Genomic DNA, 17,755 nt, shown 5'->3' with positions numbered 1-17,755 from the left:
TATTAAATTAAAGATTTACGTAGTGAAACACTTACTCCTTTTGGTACGTGTGCAACAATTTTTGCTCCTGGTTCGTTCACAGTAACCCATCCTAATCCAGAGAATACAACATCCGTCTTTGGTTCACGAATATTAAATTCGTATTTCACTAACTCAGGCATATTTGCTAATTCTTCTGGCGTTGGTGGGCTTAGTAAATCCCCAGCATGATTTTTATATAATTCATCTGCTTTCTCAAGCTTTGTACGATGGATTGTTAAGCGATTCGAGAAGTGACAAGTAAACGCACGACGACCACCACTTACATAATCAAAGCGTGCCAATCCACTAAAGAATAACGTTTGTTCTTCATTTAATTGGAATACCATCGGCTTTATTTCTTTTGTTGGTGTAATAAGCTTTAAGCTCTGCTTTCCAACATAATGAGCCATTTGGTGGTGGTTAATAATACCTGGCGTATCATATAAAGAAGATTCTTCGTCTAATGGAATATCAATTAAATCCAGTGTTGTTCCTGGGAAATGAGATGTTGTAATTACATTTTCAGTCTCATCACTAAATTCTTTAATCATACGATTAATAAATGTCGATTTCCCTACATTCGTACATCCAACAACGTAAACATCTTTGCCGCCGCGATAATACTCAATAGCATCTGCTAGTTCAGCAATTCCTTGTCCCTTCGCTGCACTAATTAAAAAGACATCTTCTGGTTTTAATCCTAGCTGCTTTGCACTATAGCGCATCCAATGCTTTACTTTATCATGTTTTACTGACTTTGGAATTAAATCAGCTTTATTTCCAACAAGTAATACTTTATTATTTCCTACGAAACGATGTAAGCCAGGTAACCAGCTACCATTAAAATCAAAAATATCTACAATTTTGACTACTAATGCATCTGATTTTCCAATTCCATTTAAAATGCGTAGGAAGTCATCATCTGTTAACGATACATCTTGAATTTCATTGTAATGCTTCAAGCGAAAACAACGTTGACAAATGACTTGTTCTTTCTCTAAAGATGAGGTAGGAGCATACCCCACTTCGTTTTTATTTTCTGTTTGAATTTCTACACCGCAACCAATACATTTAATTGTTTCAGTCAAACTTTATTCCTCCCAGTTAATTAAACCTTTTTTCTTCATATTTTTCATGATTCTTCGTTCAATTTTCCGATTAAAGCGCGTCACTAATCCGTCCGTTTGTGCTACCGGTACAACTAAAATTGTATGAAGTCCTACTCGATTTCCACCAAGCACGTCAGTCAGTAACTGATCTCCAATTACTACAACTTCCTCTGCCTGCAGATGCATCTCTTGTATCGCACGCTTAAACGCTCGGACAAATGGTTTACGTGCACTATGAATAAATGGAATACCTAATGGATCAGCAAAATCTTTTACACGTTGCTCATTATTATTTGAAACGACCGTTACTTGGATGCCTTGCTCTTTCATTTTTAAGAACCATTCTTCAAGTTGCGGCGTTGCATTTGGACGATCCCATTCAATTAAAGTGTTATCTAAATCAGTAATAACGCCTTTAATTCCACGTTTTTTCAAATCTTCTGGTTGAACATGATATACATTTTTCACATATTCATTCGGTAAAAATAGCTTCAATTTCTTTCACCTCTTTGAGGATTTTTCATAAAATTTTTCGACAACATTTTTCGATATATAACCTGTGGATAAAATTGTACACATTTTCCACATTAATTTTTCAGTTAATTTGGAATTTACTAACATTCTATACACACCTTATCCACCTAGGTATGTGGATAACCACTCGTTTGTGACTGTCATATTTTTTTGGTACATTAAATGCATCAACGAATCAACCCTTATATTATTAGGAGGTGACTCACCTTGAAAACAAAACATATGGAACAGTTATCTACTGAGTTACTCACTGAGTCTTATTATAAAGCAAAAGAACTAAAATTAAATCCCGACTTCATTTTACTTATAAAACAAGAAATTATTAGACGCTCATTAGAGGACAAGCTTGTCAAATCTTCTTGATTACATATAAAGCGAAACTTTAATCATCCCGTACCAATCAAACAGTTACGGGATAAATGATTGGATGACCTGTAAAAAGAGCCATCCTACGATGGCTCTCGAATAAACAAGTACTCCCATCTAGGGGATTTCATCATTAAGTATCTTTGCCCATAACTCTTACTTACGGTTATAAAAACTTTTCTTTATTTGTGAGTTAATCGAGTAGCAATTTTTTCACCCAGACGAAGCTCTTGTCCACTCTTCAATTCCTGCACTACTTCTATCATATCTTTTTCAAACAATAACACAACTGTTGAACCAAATGTAAAGTATGCCATTTCTTCACCTTTTTGAACAGTATCTCTTTCATGCAAAAGCTCAATACTATTAACAAACATAGCACCTACTTTTACAAGAGCCATATGCTCGCCATCACTGCTTACTTCTGTAACAGAACGATAATTTTTTGACAACGGTTCTTTCCCGTATTCCATACCAGCTGCATTTACCGGATATGATTTTCTACCGAGTACAAATCTTTCAGTCACAGAACCAGAAAGCGGACTATGAATGCGATGATAATGACTTGGACTCAAATAAATTACCATATATGTACCGCCTGCATATCGCGTTGCACGTTCTTCATTACCTAGCATATCCACAATTGAATAACGCTTACCTTTAATATCAAATGTCTTTGTGTCCTCAATAGGACCATGATCTGCAAAAACACCATCAACAGGACTAACGATACTCGATGCATCTGTATCAATACTACGCATTCCTTCTTTTAGCTTACGCGTAAATAAATCATGCAATGTTCTATATTCCTTCAAGCCCTTTTCCATCTCATCTTGATTAATTTGAAAAACTTTCGCATACGATGGAATAATGATAGAGCTCAAACGAGATTGTGCAAATTTACGTAATATATAAGAAGTAAAGCGACCATTTGTAAGTTCTATCATAAGTCGATATAATGTACGTCGCAAATTGCGAAACCTCCTAATCAGTCTATAACTTTAGTTTTCCCTTCTTTTCTTTCTATATCATATGTAAAATTGGTTCTTATTCCCACATATCATATAAAGCAGCCTTATTATACATGCAGAAAACTAAGTATGGTATTATTCTTAAATTATTTAGCACCTTCTAATATTACAGATAGAATCCGCCATTTTCAACAGTGAACATGTATTTCTTCTTAGCATAACGCGTTTTCTTTTCTTATTTACAAAAAAAAGCAGCCTATTTTAAAATACGGCTGCTTCTAATACACTTTATTCTTTCGCTTTTTTCTCTTTCTCTGCCCTTACAAATTCGTGGAACATTTTCATTAAGGCACGCTTTTCAATTCGTGATACGTAGCTTCTAGAAATGCCAAGCGCCTTAGCGATTTCCCGCTGTGTTTTCTCTTTATCAAGCCCAAGTCCAAAACGTTTCACAATCACTTCTTTTTCTCTTTCGTCTAAAATATCGATATACTCTTTAATTTTTTCTAACTCCATACTAAGCTGAATCATATCAATTACATCTTCAGACTCTGATTTTAATATATCAATAAGCGATATTTCATTCCCCTCTTTATCTTGCCCAATCGGATCATGAAGTGAAACATCTTTTTTCGTTTTCTTTAGTACACGTAAATGCATCAAAATTTCATTTTCAATACAGCGTGCTGCATACGTCGCAAGCTTTGTTCCCTTTCCTGCGGAATAGCTCTCGATCGCTTTAATAAGCCCGATCGTACCAATTGAAATTAAATCTTCTGCATCTTCTCCTGTGTTCTCAAATTTTTTAACGATATGAGCTACAAGCCGTAAATTATGTTCAATTAAAAGATTTCTCGCTTGAGCATCACCTTGCTCCATTAACTCTAAGTACTTTCTCTCATCATCTGATGATAACGGCTGCGGGAACGCATTGTTCTTCACATAAGAAACAAAGACAAACACTTCTCGAACCATATATCCAATTGCGGCGAATAGACTCAAACCTTTCACCTCCGCCAAAATAGTGGTCTTTATTATGTGTATGTGGGCGTGAGGTTGTTTGTGTCTGTACAGTTTATTTATAAAACCCAACACTTCCAACATTTAAAATATTTTATTGTTATATTATAATTATATAAAATTGTTATTTATATATGAATATGCTATTAAAGGGGACACTATTCATGCTTACATTAGATCGATTATTAAATGTAACAATTTATTTAGGGGTATTTTTACTTTTCATTTCGTTCATTACTTTTGTTATTAAGAGAGGGCCTGATTTATTATTTTTTCAATTTGGAATTTCTTTGTTTTTTGGAGCTCAAATTATAATTGGAATGAAATTTTTTCATAATTATGGTTTCTCCTTTCATTCAAAACTAGAACTACTTATCTTTATTTTCTATGTAATTGGATTTATTACATGTATACTACTGTTCTTTCACTTTCAAAATCCCTATCGAATTTTTTTATTAATTTGTAGTTTTTTATTTTTAACTGGATCCAATTATTACTTTAAAGAAACATTAAATTTTAGTAAAAAAACTCCAAAGCAACATAAAACTTTTTTAAGTACACAAGAAGACTCTTTTCCAAAAGAAGTCCACAAATTTTCAAAGGATTACAATAACATAATAAGGAATGATTTTTATGAAATACCGATGATTCCTACTGAATTACAGATTACAAGCAAAAAAGATTCTTCCCATAGTACATCTTTCTTAGTCGAACTTTATAATAGCGAGAATGAAATTACTGATGACTCTGTACAATTAACTCCATCAGACCGTTTTTATATACTGTTAAATACACAAAAAACAAAAATATCAAAAATAGTATATGAAGGGCAAAATTTTTTCACATTAACAGTCACACTAAAGGCTCTTAATTTACAGCAAGAACCAGAAATTCATAATATGTTTTTAGAAATAGATAAACGTAGAGCGATGAATCTTCTTAATTTTGAAATTAAATCCCATACTAAAGAATGGAAAGTAATATTTAAAAGTGATAGTTCTTCTTCCAATCTTCCTATCACATTTACTTTTGAAAAACGAACAGGCAAATTATAATAATAAAAAGAGTTATTTTTATATTCTTTGAAAAATAACTCTTTTTATTTTACTTACTCCAAATCTTTCTCCCAGTTTGGGCATCAATATAACGAATTTCCCGACTACAATCAAAAGGTTCTTTATGTTTTTCATCTGTCGTTTGTTTGTACAGTAGTTTGTATTTCGTTTCCTCTGCATCATGATCTAAAAACCATTCTAATTTAACTCGGATAGCCTCTCTGTATATTTCTAACGCTTTTTCTTTTATTACTTTTGGTGTTGTTTCATATGTAAGTACTTCTTTTATAAAGTCGCTAGATTCCCCCGAGTAGTGCATAACAGCACCATTTTCTGCATTGATGTTGATCATAATATATTTCCGCTCTACATGAATGTCATTTACATACATTGAAAAGGAAAACCGCTCTATCCCCTCTTCCTCCTCATAATTATCCCAAAGTTGAACATACTTTGTCGCATCTGGGATAGTATGCTCTAAAAATTGAAGTGCTTTGCTTAAACATTGCTCTCTTGATAAGATTGTTTTCCTTTTTTTCTCATCCTTCCACATAAAAAAAGAAAGCAATTGATTTGTTTCTTTATCTAGAGTAATTACAACGAATTCATCATGCTTCAACATTGGAAAATGTTTTTTATAAAACTCATCCATTGAATATGAATCCTTCTCTTCTATTTCTTTTTGTAATTCTTCTTTTAATACAAATTTTATCCGGACTTCATCCTCATCTACTTTTTCATCTATTTTGACAAACTTCCCCTTGTCCCAATCAAATAAATCAAACACATCTTTTTTTTGACTACTCTTTAGCGGTTTATCAACAAGTACTGTAGAAGGTAATTTATAGTGTTCTGGCCCATATAAATCTTTACCTGTACTGGCATCAATAAACGCATGACTAGGCTCTGGTTCATATACAAGATGGTACCCTGTTACTTCTCCCCCGTTTTCATACTCACATGAAGAGTATGTTAAATCTACAAATACAAGTCTCATATTTTGTCTAGCTTTCAAATTTTCTAAAACGATATTCTCCCCAACAATTTCACTTGGCCATAACGGTTTTTTCTCTATGGCTTTTTGTCCATTGTAATGAAAATGCACAACATTACCTGAAGGGTGCACTCGCACAACACACCCTGTATTCGGCAAAGGATAGCTATTCACCGCTTGCATATAATTTACTTCTTTCCAACCGCGCCTGTCGTCCTTAACCGTTACATATGTATAGAATTCATATCCTTCTTTTGTATATTTTTTTAAGAATGTATTTGCAACCTCTCTTGCTTTATTCTCCTCTATCGCTCCCTTATCACTCGAAAAAGAATTTCCATCATCTATCCTAAATTCAATTAAATTACCAGTATGTCTATTTAATGTAATTTGTATCTGTTTCTCCTCATCATCTTTATGTCCCCACCATAATAGATGATACGGGTCATCAACCCCTTCTTGATCATCTACAACAAGCCTATATTCATCTAGAATTTCAATAATATGAGCTACGTGCTCTTTTCTTTCTTTATCTTTTTGATTCACCATGCTCTCTCCTTTGTTACAATTTAAGGTAATTATAACAAAGAAAACCAAAACTTATTAACAAAAAAAAGACTAGAGATATCTCTAGTCTTCTACTTCGTCTCACGATGTAACGTTACTCGCTTTAATCGTGGACAATATTTTTTTAGTTCGATGCGTTCTGGATTGTTTCGTTTATTTTTTTTAGAAATATAATTACGATCACCGCACTCCGTACAAGCTAATGTAATATTTACACGCATAGGTAATTCTCCTTTCTTTCAAAGATCGCAAACTAAAACGTAATGATTACGATTTATATATTATAAAACTTCATTCTATTTGTCAATTGCAAAACAAGAAGATTCCATTTAGAATCCCCTTGTTTTTATAGTTAAATAAATTTTATTAAAACGATTCGTATGTAACAAACTCACTAATCGGCTTTCGATACCCTCGTGGGCGAGTTTGAGTCTTATCACTTTTTCCTATCGTAATCATTAAAACAGGTACTATATGCTCGGGCATATTTAATTCACTTTGTACTGCTTTTTCATCGAAACCAATCATTGGACATGTATCATAGCCATAATATTTAGCTGCGTACATAAAAGTCATCGCGCTTAACGAAGCATTTCTAATCGCTTCATCCTCCATGAAACGCTCTCCTTTTCCTTCATATAACCCTTTCGTTTGCCTAATTGTATCTTCATATTCGCATTCATCAATCATCTTTAAAACTTTCATACCGAAGTAAATATTTTCAACATTTTGGTATGCTTTTTTATCACCACAAACGAGCACTACCGCTGATGCACTCGATACTTTATATTGACCAAAAGCTAATTCTTTTAATCTTTCTTTTCGCTCTTGATCACGAATTACAACATAATGTGTGTGCTGCAAATTATAGCAAGATGGAGAAAGCTTAGTTAACTCAAATATTTTTTTAAAATCCTCATTAGTGATTTCTATACCTTGTATAAATTTCATTGCAGAACGTCTAGCAATTGCTAATTCTTCAAAGTTCACCATATATCCTCCTTAATAACTATAAATTTAAATATACATTAATTTATACGAATAGATAAATCAAATGAAAACACTTTAAATCCGAATAATAATTATGATTAACAGCAAAAAAGACAAAAAGCTGAAACAATTAGTTCATACGAAATTCACACGAATCTATTACTATAGAAACTGTACATAGTGAACTTATTAACAATCAAGTTTATTTATATAGAATCTTACTCGAAAGGAGTTGAAAGTATGAAAACTAAATATCGCTTTATGATCTCATCATTTGCTGCTTGTGCTTATATGATTTGGTATTTAGTATAATAACAACCTCACTTGTAAATAGGAAAAGGTGTGTATATAAATGGAATATAATCAATCAACAGTTAACTACTGGAAAGCTTTTGTATTACCATATACATTTGCTTTAGAAGAGTTAAAAACTAAATTTGAAATTATGAACCGGGAAGCTCAATTTCTAGAGGATTACAACCCGTTTGAACATATAAAAACAAGACTAAAACAACCTGAAAGTATTATTAAAAAACTAGAGCGCAAAAGCTTGTTACCAACAGTTGAAAACGCTCAAACACATTTACAAGATATTATTGGTATCCGTATTACATGTTGCTTCGTAGAAGATATCTATCATTTGAAAGAAGTCATTCAAAAACGCGAAGATATGGAAGTCATAGAAGTAAAAGATTATATCGCTAACCCAAAGGGAAACGGCTATAAAAGTTTACACATGATTATTAAATACCCTTTATCACTAAATTCTGGTACAAAAGATGTATTTGCAGAAATTCAGTTACGTACACTGGCGATGGACTTTTGGGCAAGTTTAGAGCACAAACTTTATTATAAATATGAAGGGAAAATACCGGAGTATTTAAAAGATGAACTACATGATGCAGCAATGAAAGCTGAAGATCTTGATAACAAAATGGCCACAATTCGTCAAGATATTGATGATATTGAGGCATGCTCAAATCAAATTATGCTACCACTATAAAAAAAGGTTCTCGCCAATGAGAACCTTTTTTTATACCATTTTTGGGAAGTACGACTCCCACACTTATTAAAGTTTCACGTTATTTTTTCTCTATCGTGCGAACCTCTTCAATCTTCCATTTCTCATCTTCTTTTCCAAGAGCATACTGTACTTTCTTTTGAAGAGTGACACTATCGTCTACTTCCTTTTCTTTCGTTTCAACAATAACATACCCTACTTTACTAGCTTTCATATCTATATGTTCCAATTCAATCTTCTTATTTCCCTTTTGAAATGCGGCTTCTTTTTGTGTTTTTAAGTCTTCAGCACTAGGCATCTTCTTTGAAAATAACTCCATATGTTCTGCAAGATTTTTTTCATTCGTCGTTCGCACAAATGTATTAATAACATCTTGAATAGATTGCTCTTCTGCTTTTGTTATTTGTACCTTTTCCTCAGTTTTTTTAGTAGTAGATTTTTGTTCTACATTATTCTCTTCTTGTTGACATCCAACTAGTAATACTACAAATACTAGAAGGAATCTTAATTTCCTAAATAATTTTTTCATATTTCCAACTCCTAAAAAGAAAAGTGAGGCATTTGCCTCACTTTCACTCTTAATTAACGTCTTCCTTTATTCGGATCGCCGCCGCCAACAATATCAAAGACACGTTTCGCTATATTTGTATTCTCTTGAACGCCTGAGAATAAGTATTTACCTGGACCAAATGCATACACATTCACATCTTCCCCTGTATGTCCACCAGTTGTCCAGCCTGTAACCGAGCGCTTATTGAAAATATCTTCAATTGCATTATCAATCTTTGTTACATCTTTTGACGGAGCTATATCATTTACAGCTTGAATTTCTTCTGGAGTTAATTGTAAATCAATATACTTTTTCAATGTTTCTTCTACATTTGCACCTTTTGCAATCTCATTTGCCATAAAGTCTGGTGTGCGTTTTGCAGCTTTAATTGGATCTACTTTAAAGTTATACTCACCATTTGCACCTAAAGATAATCCACCTGTAGCGTGGTCTGCCGTTGCAACAACTAACGTATTTTTATCTTTTTTCGCAAACTCAATCGCTGCTTTGAAAGCTTTTTCGAAGTCTTCCATTTCACTCATTGCACCAACAATATCATTATCATGTCCAGCCCAGTCGATTTGACTTCCTTCCACCATTAAGAAGAAACCATTTTTATTTTTGTTCAAACGCTCAATTGCTGCATTAGTCATTTCTTCTAATGAAGGTGTTTTCTCATTACGGTCAATCATTTTATCTAATCCACCTGGTGCAAATAAACCAAGAATTTGATCATTTTTATCATTTAACAATTGATCTCGATCCGTTACATAGCTATAACCAGATTTCTTAAACTCTTCTGTAAGATTACGATCTTTTCTAACAAAGTTCTTTACGCCGCCGCCAAGCATAACATCTACTTTATGCTTCCCTTTAATTTTCTCATCAAAATAATCATTGGCAATTGCGTCCATATTTTTACGGCTAATGTCATGCGCACCGAAAGCAGCTGGTGTTGCATGTGTAATTTCAGAAGTTGCAACGAGTCCCGTTGATTTCCCTTTTTCTTTCGCTTGCTCAAGAACTGTTTTCACTTCCGCTTTATCATTATCAACTGCAATTGCAGCATTATATGTTTTAATCCCTGCTGACATAGCTGTTGCTGCCGATGCAGAGTCTGTAATATTTTCATGTTCATCTTCTGGATATGTTTTTTGTGTTCCTACAAGATGCTTATCAAATTCTGTAGATTCCATTTCAAAGGTTTTTGGATTATCTTTCATATAACGGTGAGCCGTCATATATGAAGGGCCCATACCATCCCCAATTAATACGATAACATTTTTAATCTTTGCATTGCTTCCGTTCTCATCTGCATTAACCTCACTAGAACGAGTAAAATTCCATGTTGCTACCGAAGTAACTGCTAATGATGCCACAACTGCAAATGGCCATGCTTTTTTCACAAACTTTTTCACTGTCTTGTCCCCCTAATTAGGTTATTCATTTCCCACTATCAAATTTAATGGAAGACTATTAAGAGAAAATTAGCTGTATGTAAATTTTTTGTTAACTTATGTAAATATCAGTTATAATTTGTATAACTTTGTCTTTTCGTATCAACCATCCCGCCCTTTACAATTTAAATATAAACAAGTTGGATTTCATTTAACGTAAATCTCTTTTTTTACATTTTGACTCTATTTTTATGAAATTAAATAGAAATGCGGTGAGCCTTTATGAAAATAGTAAAGCTAAATGAGTCTTTTATTTTTGAATTACTTAATCTTTGCAAATCTGTTGGATGGTTACACGATGAAATTTTTATGAAAAAACAATTCGAAATGTATCTTTCTATCGGCACACTTATAGGTTATATTCATGAAAACAAACTCATTGCGACTGGAGGAGTATTTCCCTTTACAAGTAACTTCGCTTCCATTGGTATGTTAATCGTTCACCCTAATTTTCAAGGACGAGGAATAGGGCGCATGTTGCTAAATCATTGCTTGGAACAAATTCATCCAAAACAACCAATTGCACTTATTGCGACAAAAGCTGGCGAACCTCTATACATATCATGTGGATTTCAAACAGCAACAACGATTCATCGTTTTGAAAAGCAAACTATTAAGACGTACCCTTCTCACTTGCAACAAGTACGAGAAGAAGACCTTATATCTCTTACTTCTCTCGATCAAATTGCAACTGGTGTGAATCGTTCTCTACTTTACTCTTTGCTATTACCAAGGGCCATACACTCTTTTAAAATTGAAAGAAATAACCGTATAGAAGCTTTTTCATTATGCATACAAAAGGGCAATATATTATGTATCAATCCACTTATCGCCAAGCAAGAAGAAGATGCTATTCAATTATTAAAAAAGATATGTGAATGTTGGAATGGTATAGTACGAATTGATGTCCCACACTCACAATTTACATTTCGTAAATTTCTTCAAACAGAAAATTTCCAAGAAACGCTCCTTTCACCTCTTATGATAAAAAATGGTAGCCAACTTCCTGGAAATCGTAATATGCTATTTGCTATGATAGATACAGCGTTATGTTAGAAAGGAGACACCTAATTGAAGCGATTTAGCTATGTTATGGTAGGTTGTCTTACTCTTACACTATTAGTAGGATGTAGTGCAGCAGAAAAGCCAATAGAACAAGTAAAGCAAGTTAAAAATACAATTACAGCGAAACTAGCTACCGAGGAAAAAATGGTAGAAATAGATGGTCAAACCATTTACTTTAAAAAGATTGGTAATGAAAAACCACCTTTACTTATGATTCATGGCTTTGGAGGGTCATCAGATGGTTTTCAAAAGATTTACTCCGATTTAGCAAAAGATCATACAATTATTTCTGTAGATGCTTTAGGATTCGGGCGCTCATCTAAGCCAATGGATTTTTATTATTCTTTTCCAACTCATGCAAATTTGTATTATAAATTAATGAAAAAACTAGGGTATGATTCATTCGCAATACTGGGGCATTCCATGGGGGGAGAAATTTCTCTAAATTTAACATATTTATATCCTGAAGCAGTTACTCACCTTATTTTAACTGATGCTACAGGTGGCCCTCATACATTTGTTAATAAACAAGGCTCACCAAAACCACAATTGCCGACTGATTTAAATGCCGTTTCTTCTATTACTGATTATGATGAGAGCAAAGTGAAATTCAAACGTAACGATGAAGAGCATTATAACAAAATGAAACTATGGCCTAGACGTCTTAAAATTAATGCGAATGAAATGAAACAGCCAACTTTAATTATATGGGGCAGAAATGATAGTAGCGTTTCTTGGAAAGAAGGAGAAACGTATCATCAATTCTTAAAAAATAGCACTTTACATATTATTGAAAAAGGATATCATGCACCATTTCGCCAAGAACCACGAGAATTTGTCGGGTATGTACAAGACTTCTTTAAGAACAATCCGATCAAAGTTGAAAAATAACATAAACGGGTATCTCATTTTGAGATACCCGTTTTCATATATTAAGCAGCTTGCTTTTGGCGTTTTGGCGTTTTTGATCCTAATACTTTCGGGATAACGAAGCCATCCATTCCAAATTTCCCAGCGTTCATACCGGCAACAAGAACAAACATAGATAAGATAACCATCTCAGGGTTCACACCAATTGACCCACTAAACATATAGGAAAAGTTCATTACAAGACCAAAAAAGACCGCTGTTTTTGTTAAACAGCCTACAATTAAACCAATTCCGACTAAAATTTCTCCCCATGTTACAAGTGTATTAAACAAATCTACATTTGGAATTGCAAATTCTTGTAAGAATGATGCCCACCAAGATTGAACAGCCGGTTGTGCGCCTTTAGATTTTTCAATTGCGCCTTGCAAATAACCTGTTGCATCGAATCCTTTTCCTTGTAGTTTACCGATTCCAGCCATTAACCATGTGTAACCAAGATATACTCGAATTACTGCTAATACAAAAGAAACTGCTTTGTTTTCTCTTAAAAATTGAATAACCATATCTTCCTCCTAAAGTTGTAATTAAGTTAGTTACAGTTAATATAATAACATTAGTTACTTATTTTTCAAACGTTAATTATGAATAATTCATGACATGTGTATGAAACATTAAAAACTAACGTTTATATAGTAACTTTTATTACCTGTAAAAACTTGAACATATCATACCACAGGTGATAATCATTTTCATTGAAAAAAATGTAAAAAAATTGTGAGTTAAATGTGAAACACGTTTATTCGAATATAGAATAAACGTGTTTCACACTAATTATAGAATCGAAATGTATGTGTCTCCTCATCAATTAAACTCGCTTCTTGAAACGCTTCTTCTAACGTTTTCCCATGGTTAATAACCCCATAAAATAAGCGTATAGTAAACATAAGTGCTGCATTTCCATCTACATAATCAATCGATCCAATATATGATTTCGCACCACTATGTAAAAAAGATTTTGCAAGATTTTGCTCCCCTAATGTGCACCCGCTATTTACAATATGTGTATTATGCAATTTTGCATATTTATAAATTTCTGCTGTACCAAAATACCCTCTCGGTTCATCTTGTTCATATACTTCTTCGCTTAACTCTTCCATGACAAACTTCCCTTCTTCACCATGAAAGCAAAAAATAATATAATTAATATCGTTGAATAAGTTCTTTCCAGAAAGAACTTCCACAAAATCTTTCGGTCTACCAATCCAATATGTCACAACTCTTGCACCAAAATACTCAAGAGATGCTCGTATTGATTGCGCCTCTAAATCCGAATTAAAACCAACTACTAATGCAATATTCAACAAACAACCTCCATCCTATAATCAGCCCTTATCAATCAGACTTTTATGGGATAAATCCATTTCATATATACCTGTTTCTTTCAAAAAATCTGATCTAGTTAAAACGACTTTCTGTAAATATTGCCTATATGCTGTAATTGTTCCATCGTGAGATACAATGCAAATTCTTTCCGCACCCAGTTCATAACACCAAAGAAGAAATTCATCTACTATTTGCTGAAAACTATTCTCTGAAATAGTGTTTATACCTTCCTTCCATAACTGATTATTTGAGCTTTTCTCTATCGAAAAATGCGGAAATAACTTTGTTATCATTCCCTGCTCTACTATATAATCGCACGGTAATGTTCTCGCTTCTTCTCGATAAGGAAAAATACGCGGAGATACATATGGATGGACGATTTTTTGACAAGCTACTTTCGCACTCCATATTGTCGCCGTTTGTAAAGTTCTAAGTGTAGGACTAACAATTAATATGTCCGTTTCCTGCAATGGTACATCGCATTGAATTAAATTAGCCTGATTCCTTCCTTCATCCGTCAATGGCGGATGCAGCACTTGTAAACTTGATGGCAAATCCCTTGTATGTTCCCCTTCCCCGTGCCGAACAAAGACAATTTTCATCCCCTTCCTCCTCTCATTATGAAATCCTCTTACATATTTCTTCCCTATCTCATACTTTATTCCTGCTATATGAAAAACCTATATGTAAAAAATATTTGACATACACAATTGGAAAACATTACAATCATTTATGTAAAATACTTTTTACAAGGGAGAGGGGAATCACAAATATGAAATGGATAATCATCTTAATTGGAATGATTATATGGGGATATATAAACGGCTTCTTTAGTAGTGATAAAACTACTAATCCCTGGATTACAGATGATGAACGTGAAACAAAAATTAAACAGAAGGCCATTATTGCAAGCTGGTCTGGTGTTTTCATGTTTTGTATCATTAACCTCTTAAACAAATGGTTAGGTGTAGGAACGAGCAATACATCACCTTACTTACCAGACCCTGTCGCAACTATTTTAAAAGAAAATGTAGAGGTACAAGTTTTACTTATGTTATTCATTACGTATGGACTATTTTACGTATACTACCGACGAAAGCTAAGCGCTTAATTTTCATCTCATGATTATCCTCCTAAATGGTTATAGTAACTAGGACACAATGAAAAAAGGAGAGATATAAAAATGAGTAACTCAAATGACTTTTTAGATACTTTACATGAAAAACAAGCAAAAGATGAACAAAATAGAAAGCGCCAAGGGAACGGAAACCCAGCGAAAAAAAAGCCAAATAAAACACATAAATAACAGTAAAAAACTGCCTAAAACGATATTTTAGGCAGTTTTTTATTCTTCTTTCACCGAGATAACATTTTCCCAATTCCATTTCTCATAATACCACTCTGGTACATCTACATTTTCAATCCACTTCTTTTCATGTTTTCCATCACTATGAGCTAGCCATATATCAGCTTTCTTACGATCTGAACGTATCCATATTAATTGATTGCTCTTCTTCATGAAAATTGGATGATAATCGCCTTGCTTATTAGATGACTTTGTAATTTGATATTGTTTATCGCTTGTGCTATTTATCTCATATAAAGATGGGAATGGCCTTTTTTCTGGCAGAGTTTCAAACCCTCCCTCTTTTGCTCGTGAAACGATAATTACATTATCGTTCTTCCATGTAAAATCCCAATCCACATATCCTTTCGGCGTAAATGTTTGCTGCTGGAGTGCTGGCAGTTCTTTTATTTTTAAATGTTTATTCTCTAATGCAACTCTCCCGCTTCCTTCAATATAAGCCAATATATTTTTGGATGGCGCCCATTTGAACCATTCTGTATTTAATAGCATTTGATCTACTTTTTCAAACCGACTGCCGTCTGCTCGAACTAAGCAAAGCGTATTACTATCAGCTGACCATGAAGCTGTCGGTACTGCTAAAAATGAAATCCATTTTTGATCTGGTGACCACTTAAACCCACTTGCAACTAGCGCTAGAAAATCATCATGTTCATTTGGCAATGCATACAAATGCTTCATTTTGTGAGGATTCATATGTGCATCTTTTTGCACTTCATATAGCTGAGCCCCTGTCCAACCTGTTGGAAGTAAGTGCGCTTCAGAGGATACAAGAAAGTTCTTTCCATCGGGGTACCATGCATAATCCCCTACACCAGCCGATACATTTTCAAAATCTGCATTCTTTTTTTCAACGTCAAATGTATTTAGTGTACCTACAAATATAAATGTAATTATATTTTCTGTTGGTGACCATTGATAATTCGATATTTCTGAGTGAGACGGTATAACTTTCTTTCCATCTTTTAGCCGATATAACTCAAGCATACTTTGTTTCTTTCCTTTTACATATGCCAGCCATTCTCCATCATATGACCACTTCGGCCCTGTTATGTACTCTCCTTTTGTAATTTGTATTTCTTTTCCATCAACTTTTATCCAAAGATTATGATGACGAATAAAAGCAACTTTCACATTATTATTTTCTGCGCTCGTGATAGTGATAGAACATAAAAACATAAACAACACTACACTACCACTTACTATTAGCCTCTTCATACCATCACTCCATTTCCCTCATAGCATTCCTCACTTTCTCTCTACAATATGTGAAAAATATCGATTCGACATAATCAGAAAAAATTTCCCAAGAAATTCCCAATCCATAGAGGATTGGTATGAATTATGTCGAAAGTATAGTTTAGCCAACATTCACATTTATAATTTCCAACTAAAATGCAAGATTTCATTTCTGAATATTAGCACTTTTTATTAAGGGGAGTATCAATGAAAAAAACTATAGCTACACTATTAAGCATGGCGCTTGTCTTTTCTAGTTTTGGAGCTTTAAGCGCTCATGCTGAATCACTACAAAAGGAGAAGCAATTTAGTCCACAATTAAAAACAACGATTGAACAGTGGGGAGAACATAAAATTGCTCAAAATGTTGAAACGAAAACAACAAAAGAAATATCAGTAATTGTAGAATTGCAACATGCACCTCTCGCTGCTCAAAGTAATATTCAGCATACTCCAGATTTACAAAATAGTAATGCGCAGTCTTATCATGCTGAGCTAAAAAAAGCACAAGAAGATACGACTAAGAAAATAAAAGAAAAAGCACCTGGTATTCCAGTGAGAATGCAATATGAAATTAACGGAAATGGTGTATAGGTCCAGGCATTCCTGAACCCTTGGGAGAAAAGCTATGACATTTATTTCGATCGTACTCAATTACAAGAAGGAAAAAATACTATTCACATTGTAGCAACTGATGCAGCTGGCAATACCTCTAATTTAAATGTTAATTTAGAAGTGAAATAAAGTGAAACTTTAATTAGTGGAGATTTTGTTCATCCCCACTGATTATTAGCCTTCACCAATCGGGGGTTACGGGCAGTTAGTCTCCATCTCACTTCTTTACTCCCACCGAATTTTGAGGTAGGAATTTTACTGCTCATTAACACGGGATAAAAAATTTTTGTTGACAATTTTTTTAATATAGTTTTATAATACAAAACATAGTTTAGTTGAACGAATTATATATCGGCTTTGAAGGAATACTAGTAGCGACTTATATCACTGTCTCAGAGAACTGATGGTTGGTGCGAATCAGTACATATACAAGCGTGAATTACAATTCTGGAGCTTCTTTCCCGTAATGCTTTTTATGCATGAAGAGAAAGACGGATCTTTCCGTTATCGTAAAGTGAGTGGTAAACAATTACTTGTTTACAAATAGGGTGGTACCGCGATT

20 protein-coding genes, 1 pseudogene and 1 other annotated feature are annotated in these 17,755 nt (G+C 33.6%); of the genes and pseudogenes, 8 read left to right on the top strand and 13 right to left on the bottom strand.

Annotated features, from left to right (window positions below):
• Positions 1–2 precede the first annotated feature (2 nt).
• A complete protein-coding gene (gene yqeH, locus MR170_RS06865) occupies positions 3–1,109 on the bottom strand; it encodes a ribosome biogenesis GTPase YqeH (protein ID WP_000140807.1) in 1,107 nt (368 codons plus the stop codon).
• 3 nt (positions 1,110–1,112) lie between these two features.
• Positions 1,113–1,625 carry a YqeG family HAD IIIA-type phosphatase gene (locus MR170_RS06860; RefSeq protein WP_000765307.1) on the bottom strand — a complete coding sequence of 171 codons (513 nt, stop codon included), beginning with the start codon at positions 1,623–1,625 and terminating at the stop codon, positions 1,113–1,115.
• A 246-nt stretch (positions 1,626–1,871) separates the two neighbouring features.
• On the opposite strand from MR170_RS06860, the gene sda reads away from it, so the two are divergent.
• Positions 1,872–2,027: a sporulation histidine kinase inhibitor Sda gene (gene sda / locus MR170_RS06855; RefSeq protein ID WP_000850094.1), complete on the top strand. Its 156-nt coding sequence runs from the start codon at positions 1,872–1,874 to the stop codon at positions 2,025–2,027.
• A 185-nt stretch (positions 2,028–2,212) separates the two neighbouring features.
• On the opposite strand, the gene MR170_RS06850 is transcribed toward sda, so the two are convergent.
• Positions 2,213–3,001 (bottom strand): phosphatidylserine decarboxylase, encoded by a 789-nt coding sequence (locus tag MR170_RS06850; RefSeq protein WP_016080245.1) that lies wholly within the window; start codon positions 2,999–3,001, stop codon positions 2,213–2,215.
• 288 nt (positions 3,002–3,289) lie between these two features.
• On the bottom strand, positions 3,290–4,003 hold the full coding sequence (gene sigK, locus MR170_RS06845) for an RNA polymerase sporulation sigma factor SigK (RefSeq protein ID WP_000051382.1): 714 nt from the start codon (positions 4,001–4,003) through the stop codon (positions 3,290–3,292).
• Positions 4,004–4,155: 152 nt separating this feature from the next.
• On the opposite strand from sigK, the gene MR170_RS06840 reads away from it, so the two are divergent.
• Complete coding sequence (locus MR170_RS06840) at positions 4,156–5,076, top strand: hypothetical protein (RefSeq protein ID WP_080117104.1); 921 nt, start codon at positions 4,156–4,158, stop codon at positions 5,074–5,076.
• A gap of 49 nt (positions 5,077–5,125) precedes the next feature.
• Here the strand turns inward: MR170_RS06840 and MR170_RS06835 are convergent, their stop codons facing one another.
• From MR170_RS06835 to MR170_RS06825, 3 genes are all read right to left on the bottom strand, one after another.
• Positions 5,126–6,619, bottom strand: coding sequence for a YcdB/YcdC domain-containing protein (locus tag MR170_RS06835; RefSeq protein WP_242307811.1), 1,494 nt, complete (start codon positions 6,617–6,619; stop codon positions 5,126–5,128).
• A gap of 89 nt (positions 6,620–6,708) precedes the next feature.
• Entirely contained in the window at positions 6,709–6,858 is a 150-nt protein-coding gene (rpmG, locus tag MR170_RS06830; protein ID WP_001265617.1) for a 50S ribosomal protein L33, read from the bottom strand.
• 145 nt (positions 6,859–7,003) lie between these two features.
• Positions 7,004–7,630 (bottom strand): nitroreductase family protein, encoded by a 627-nt coding sequence (locus MR170_RS06825; protein WP_242307809.1) that lies wholly within the window; start codon positions 7,628–7,630, stop codon positions 7,004–7,006.
• A 349-nt stretch (positions 7,631–7,979) separates the two neighbouring features.
• Here MR170_RS06825 and MR170_RS06820 point away from each other — a divergent pair, with 349 nt between their 5' ends.
• Complete coding sequence (locus tag MR170_RS06820; protein ID WP_016080240.1) at positions 7,980–8,630, top strand: GTP pyrophosphokinase; 651 nt, start codon at positions 7,980–7,982, stop codon at positions 8,628–8,630.
• 79 nt (positions 8,631–8,709) lie between these two features.
• On the opposite strand, the gene MR170_RS06815 is transcribed toward MR170_RS06820, so the two are convergent.
• Both MR170_RS06815 and MR170_RS06810 read right to left on the bottom strand, forming a co-directional pair.
• The gene (locus MR170_RS06815; protein WP_016080239.1) at positions 8,710–9,177 is read right to left on the bottom strand and encodes a hypothetical protein; all 468 of its coding nucleotides are present in this window, start codon (positions 9,175–9,177) and stop codon (positions 8,710–8,712) included.
• 53 nt (positions 9,178–9,230) lie between these two features.
• Entirely contained in the window at positions 9,231–10,616 is a 1,386-nt protein-coding gene (locus MR170_RS06810) for an alkaline phosphatase (protein WP_000714912.1), read from the bottom strand.
• A gap of 261 nt (positions 10,617–10,877) precedes the next feature.
• Here MR170_RS06810 and MR170_RS06805 point away from each other — a divergent pair, with 261 nt between their 5' ends.
• Positions 10,878–11,711 carry a GNAT family N-acetyltransferase gene (locus tag MR170_RS06805; protein WP_242307807.1) on the top strand — a complete coding sequence of 278 codons (834 nt, stop codon included), beginning with the start codon at positions 10,878–10,880 and terminating at the stop codon, positions 11,709–11,711.
• A gap of 15 nt (positions 11,712–11,726) precedes the next feature.
• On the top strand, positions 11,727–12,611 hold the full coding sequence (locus MR170_RS06800) for an alpha/beta fold hydrolase (RefSeq protein WP_242307806.1): 885 nt from the start codon (positions 11,727–11,729) through the stop codon (positions 12,609–12,611).
• Positions 12,612–12,652: 41 nt separating this feature from the next.
• On the opposite strand, the gene MR170_RS06795 is transcribed toward MR170_RS06800, so the two are convergent.
• From MR170_RS06795 to MR170_RS06785, 3 genes are all read right to left on the bottom strand, one after another.
• Complete coding sequence (locus MR170_RS06795) at positions 12,653–13,153, bottom strand: DoxX family protein (RefSeq protein WP_016080236.1); 501 nt, start codon at positions 13,151–13,153, stop codon at positions 12,653–12,655.
• A 264-nt stretch (positions 13,154–13,417) separates the two neighbouring features.
• Positions 13,418–13,954 carry a delta-aminolevulinic acid dehydratase gene (locus tag MR170_RS06790; protein WP_098211708.1) on the bottom strand — a complete coding sequence of 179 codons (537 nt, stop codon included), beginning with the start codon at positions 13,952–13,954 and terminating at the stop codon, positions 13,418–13,420.
• An 18-nt stretch (positions 13,955–13,972) separates the two neighbouring features.
• The gene (locus MR170_RS06785) at positions 13,973–14,575 is read right to left on the bottom strand and encodes a histidine phosphatase family protein (protein WP_016080234.1); all 603 of its coding nucleotides are present in this window, start codon (positions 14,573–14,575) and stop codon (positions 13,973–13,975) included.
• 170 nt (positions 14,576–14,745) lie between these two features.
• Between MR170_RS06785 and MR170_RS06780 the strand changes: the two genes are divergently transcribed.
• Entirely contained in the window at positions 14,746–15,084 is a 339-nt protein-coding gene (locus MR170_RS06780) for a hypothetical protein (RefSeq protein WP_029443335.1), read from the top strand.
• 72 nt (positions 15,085–15,156) lie between these two features.
• Positions 15,157–15,279 (top strand): DUF4023 domain-containing protein, encoded by a 123-nt coding sequence (locus MR170_RS06775; RefSeq protein ID WP_000071861.1) that lies wholly within the window; start codon positions 15,157–15,159, stop codon positions 15,277–15,279.
• 39 nt (positions 15,280–15,318) lie between these two features.
• On the opposite strand, the gene MR170_RS06770 is transcribed toward MR170_RS06775, so the two are convergent.
• Complete coding sequence (locus tag MR170_RS06770) at positions 15,319–16,557, bottom strand: TolB family protein (RefSeq protein ID WP_242307805.1); 1,239 nt, start codon at positions 16,555–16,557, stop codon at positions 15,319–15,321.
• A gap of 228 nt (positions 16,558–16,785) precedes the next feature.
• On the opposite strand from MR170_RS06770, the pseudogene MR170_RS06765 reads away from it, so the two are divergent.
• A pseudogene (locus MR170_RS06765) lies at positions 16,786–17,148 on the top strand (peptidase S8); the annotation flags it as partial.
• A gap of 393 nt (positions 17,149–17,541) precedes the next feature.
• Positions 17,542–17,755, top strand: a binding site (T-box leader). This feature is flagged as partial in the annotation.

The organism is Bacillus cereus group sp. BfR-BA-01524 (assembly GCF_022662595.1).
Classification (GTDB): Bacteria; Bacillota; Bacilli; order Bacillales; family Bacillaceae_G; genus Bacillus_A; species Bacillus_A thuringiensis_S.
This window is presented reverse-complemented; position numbering and strand designations above follow the sequence as displayed.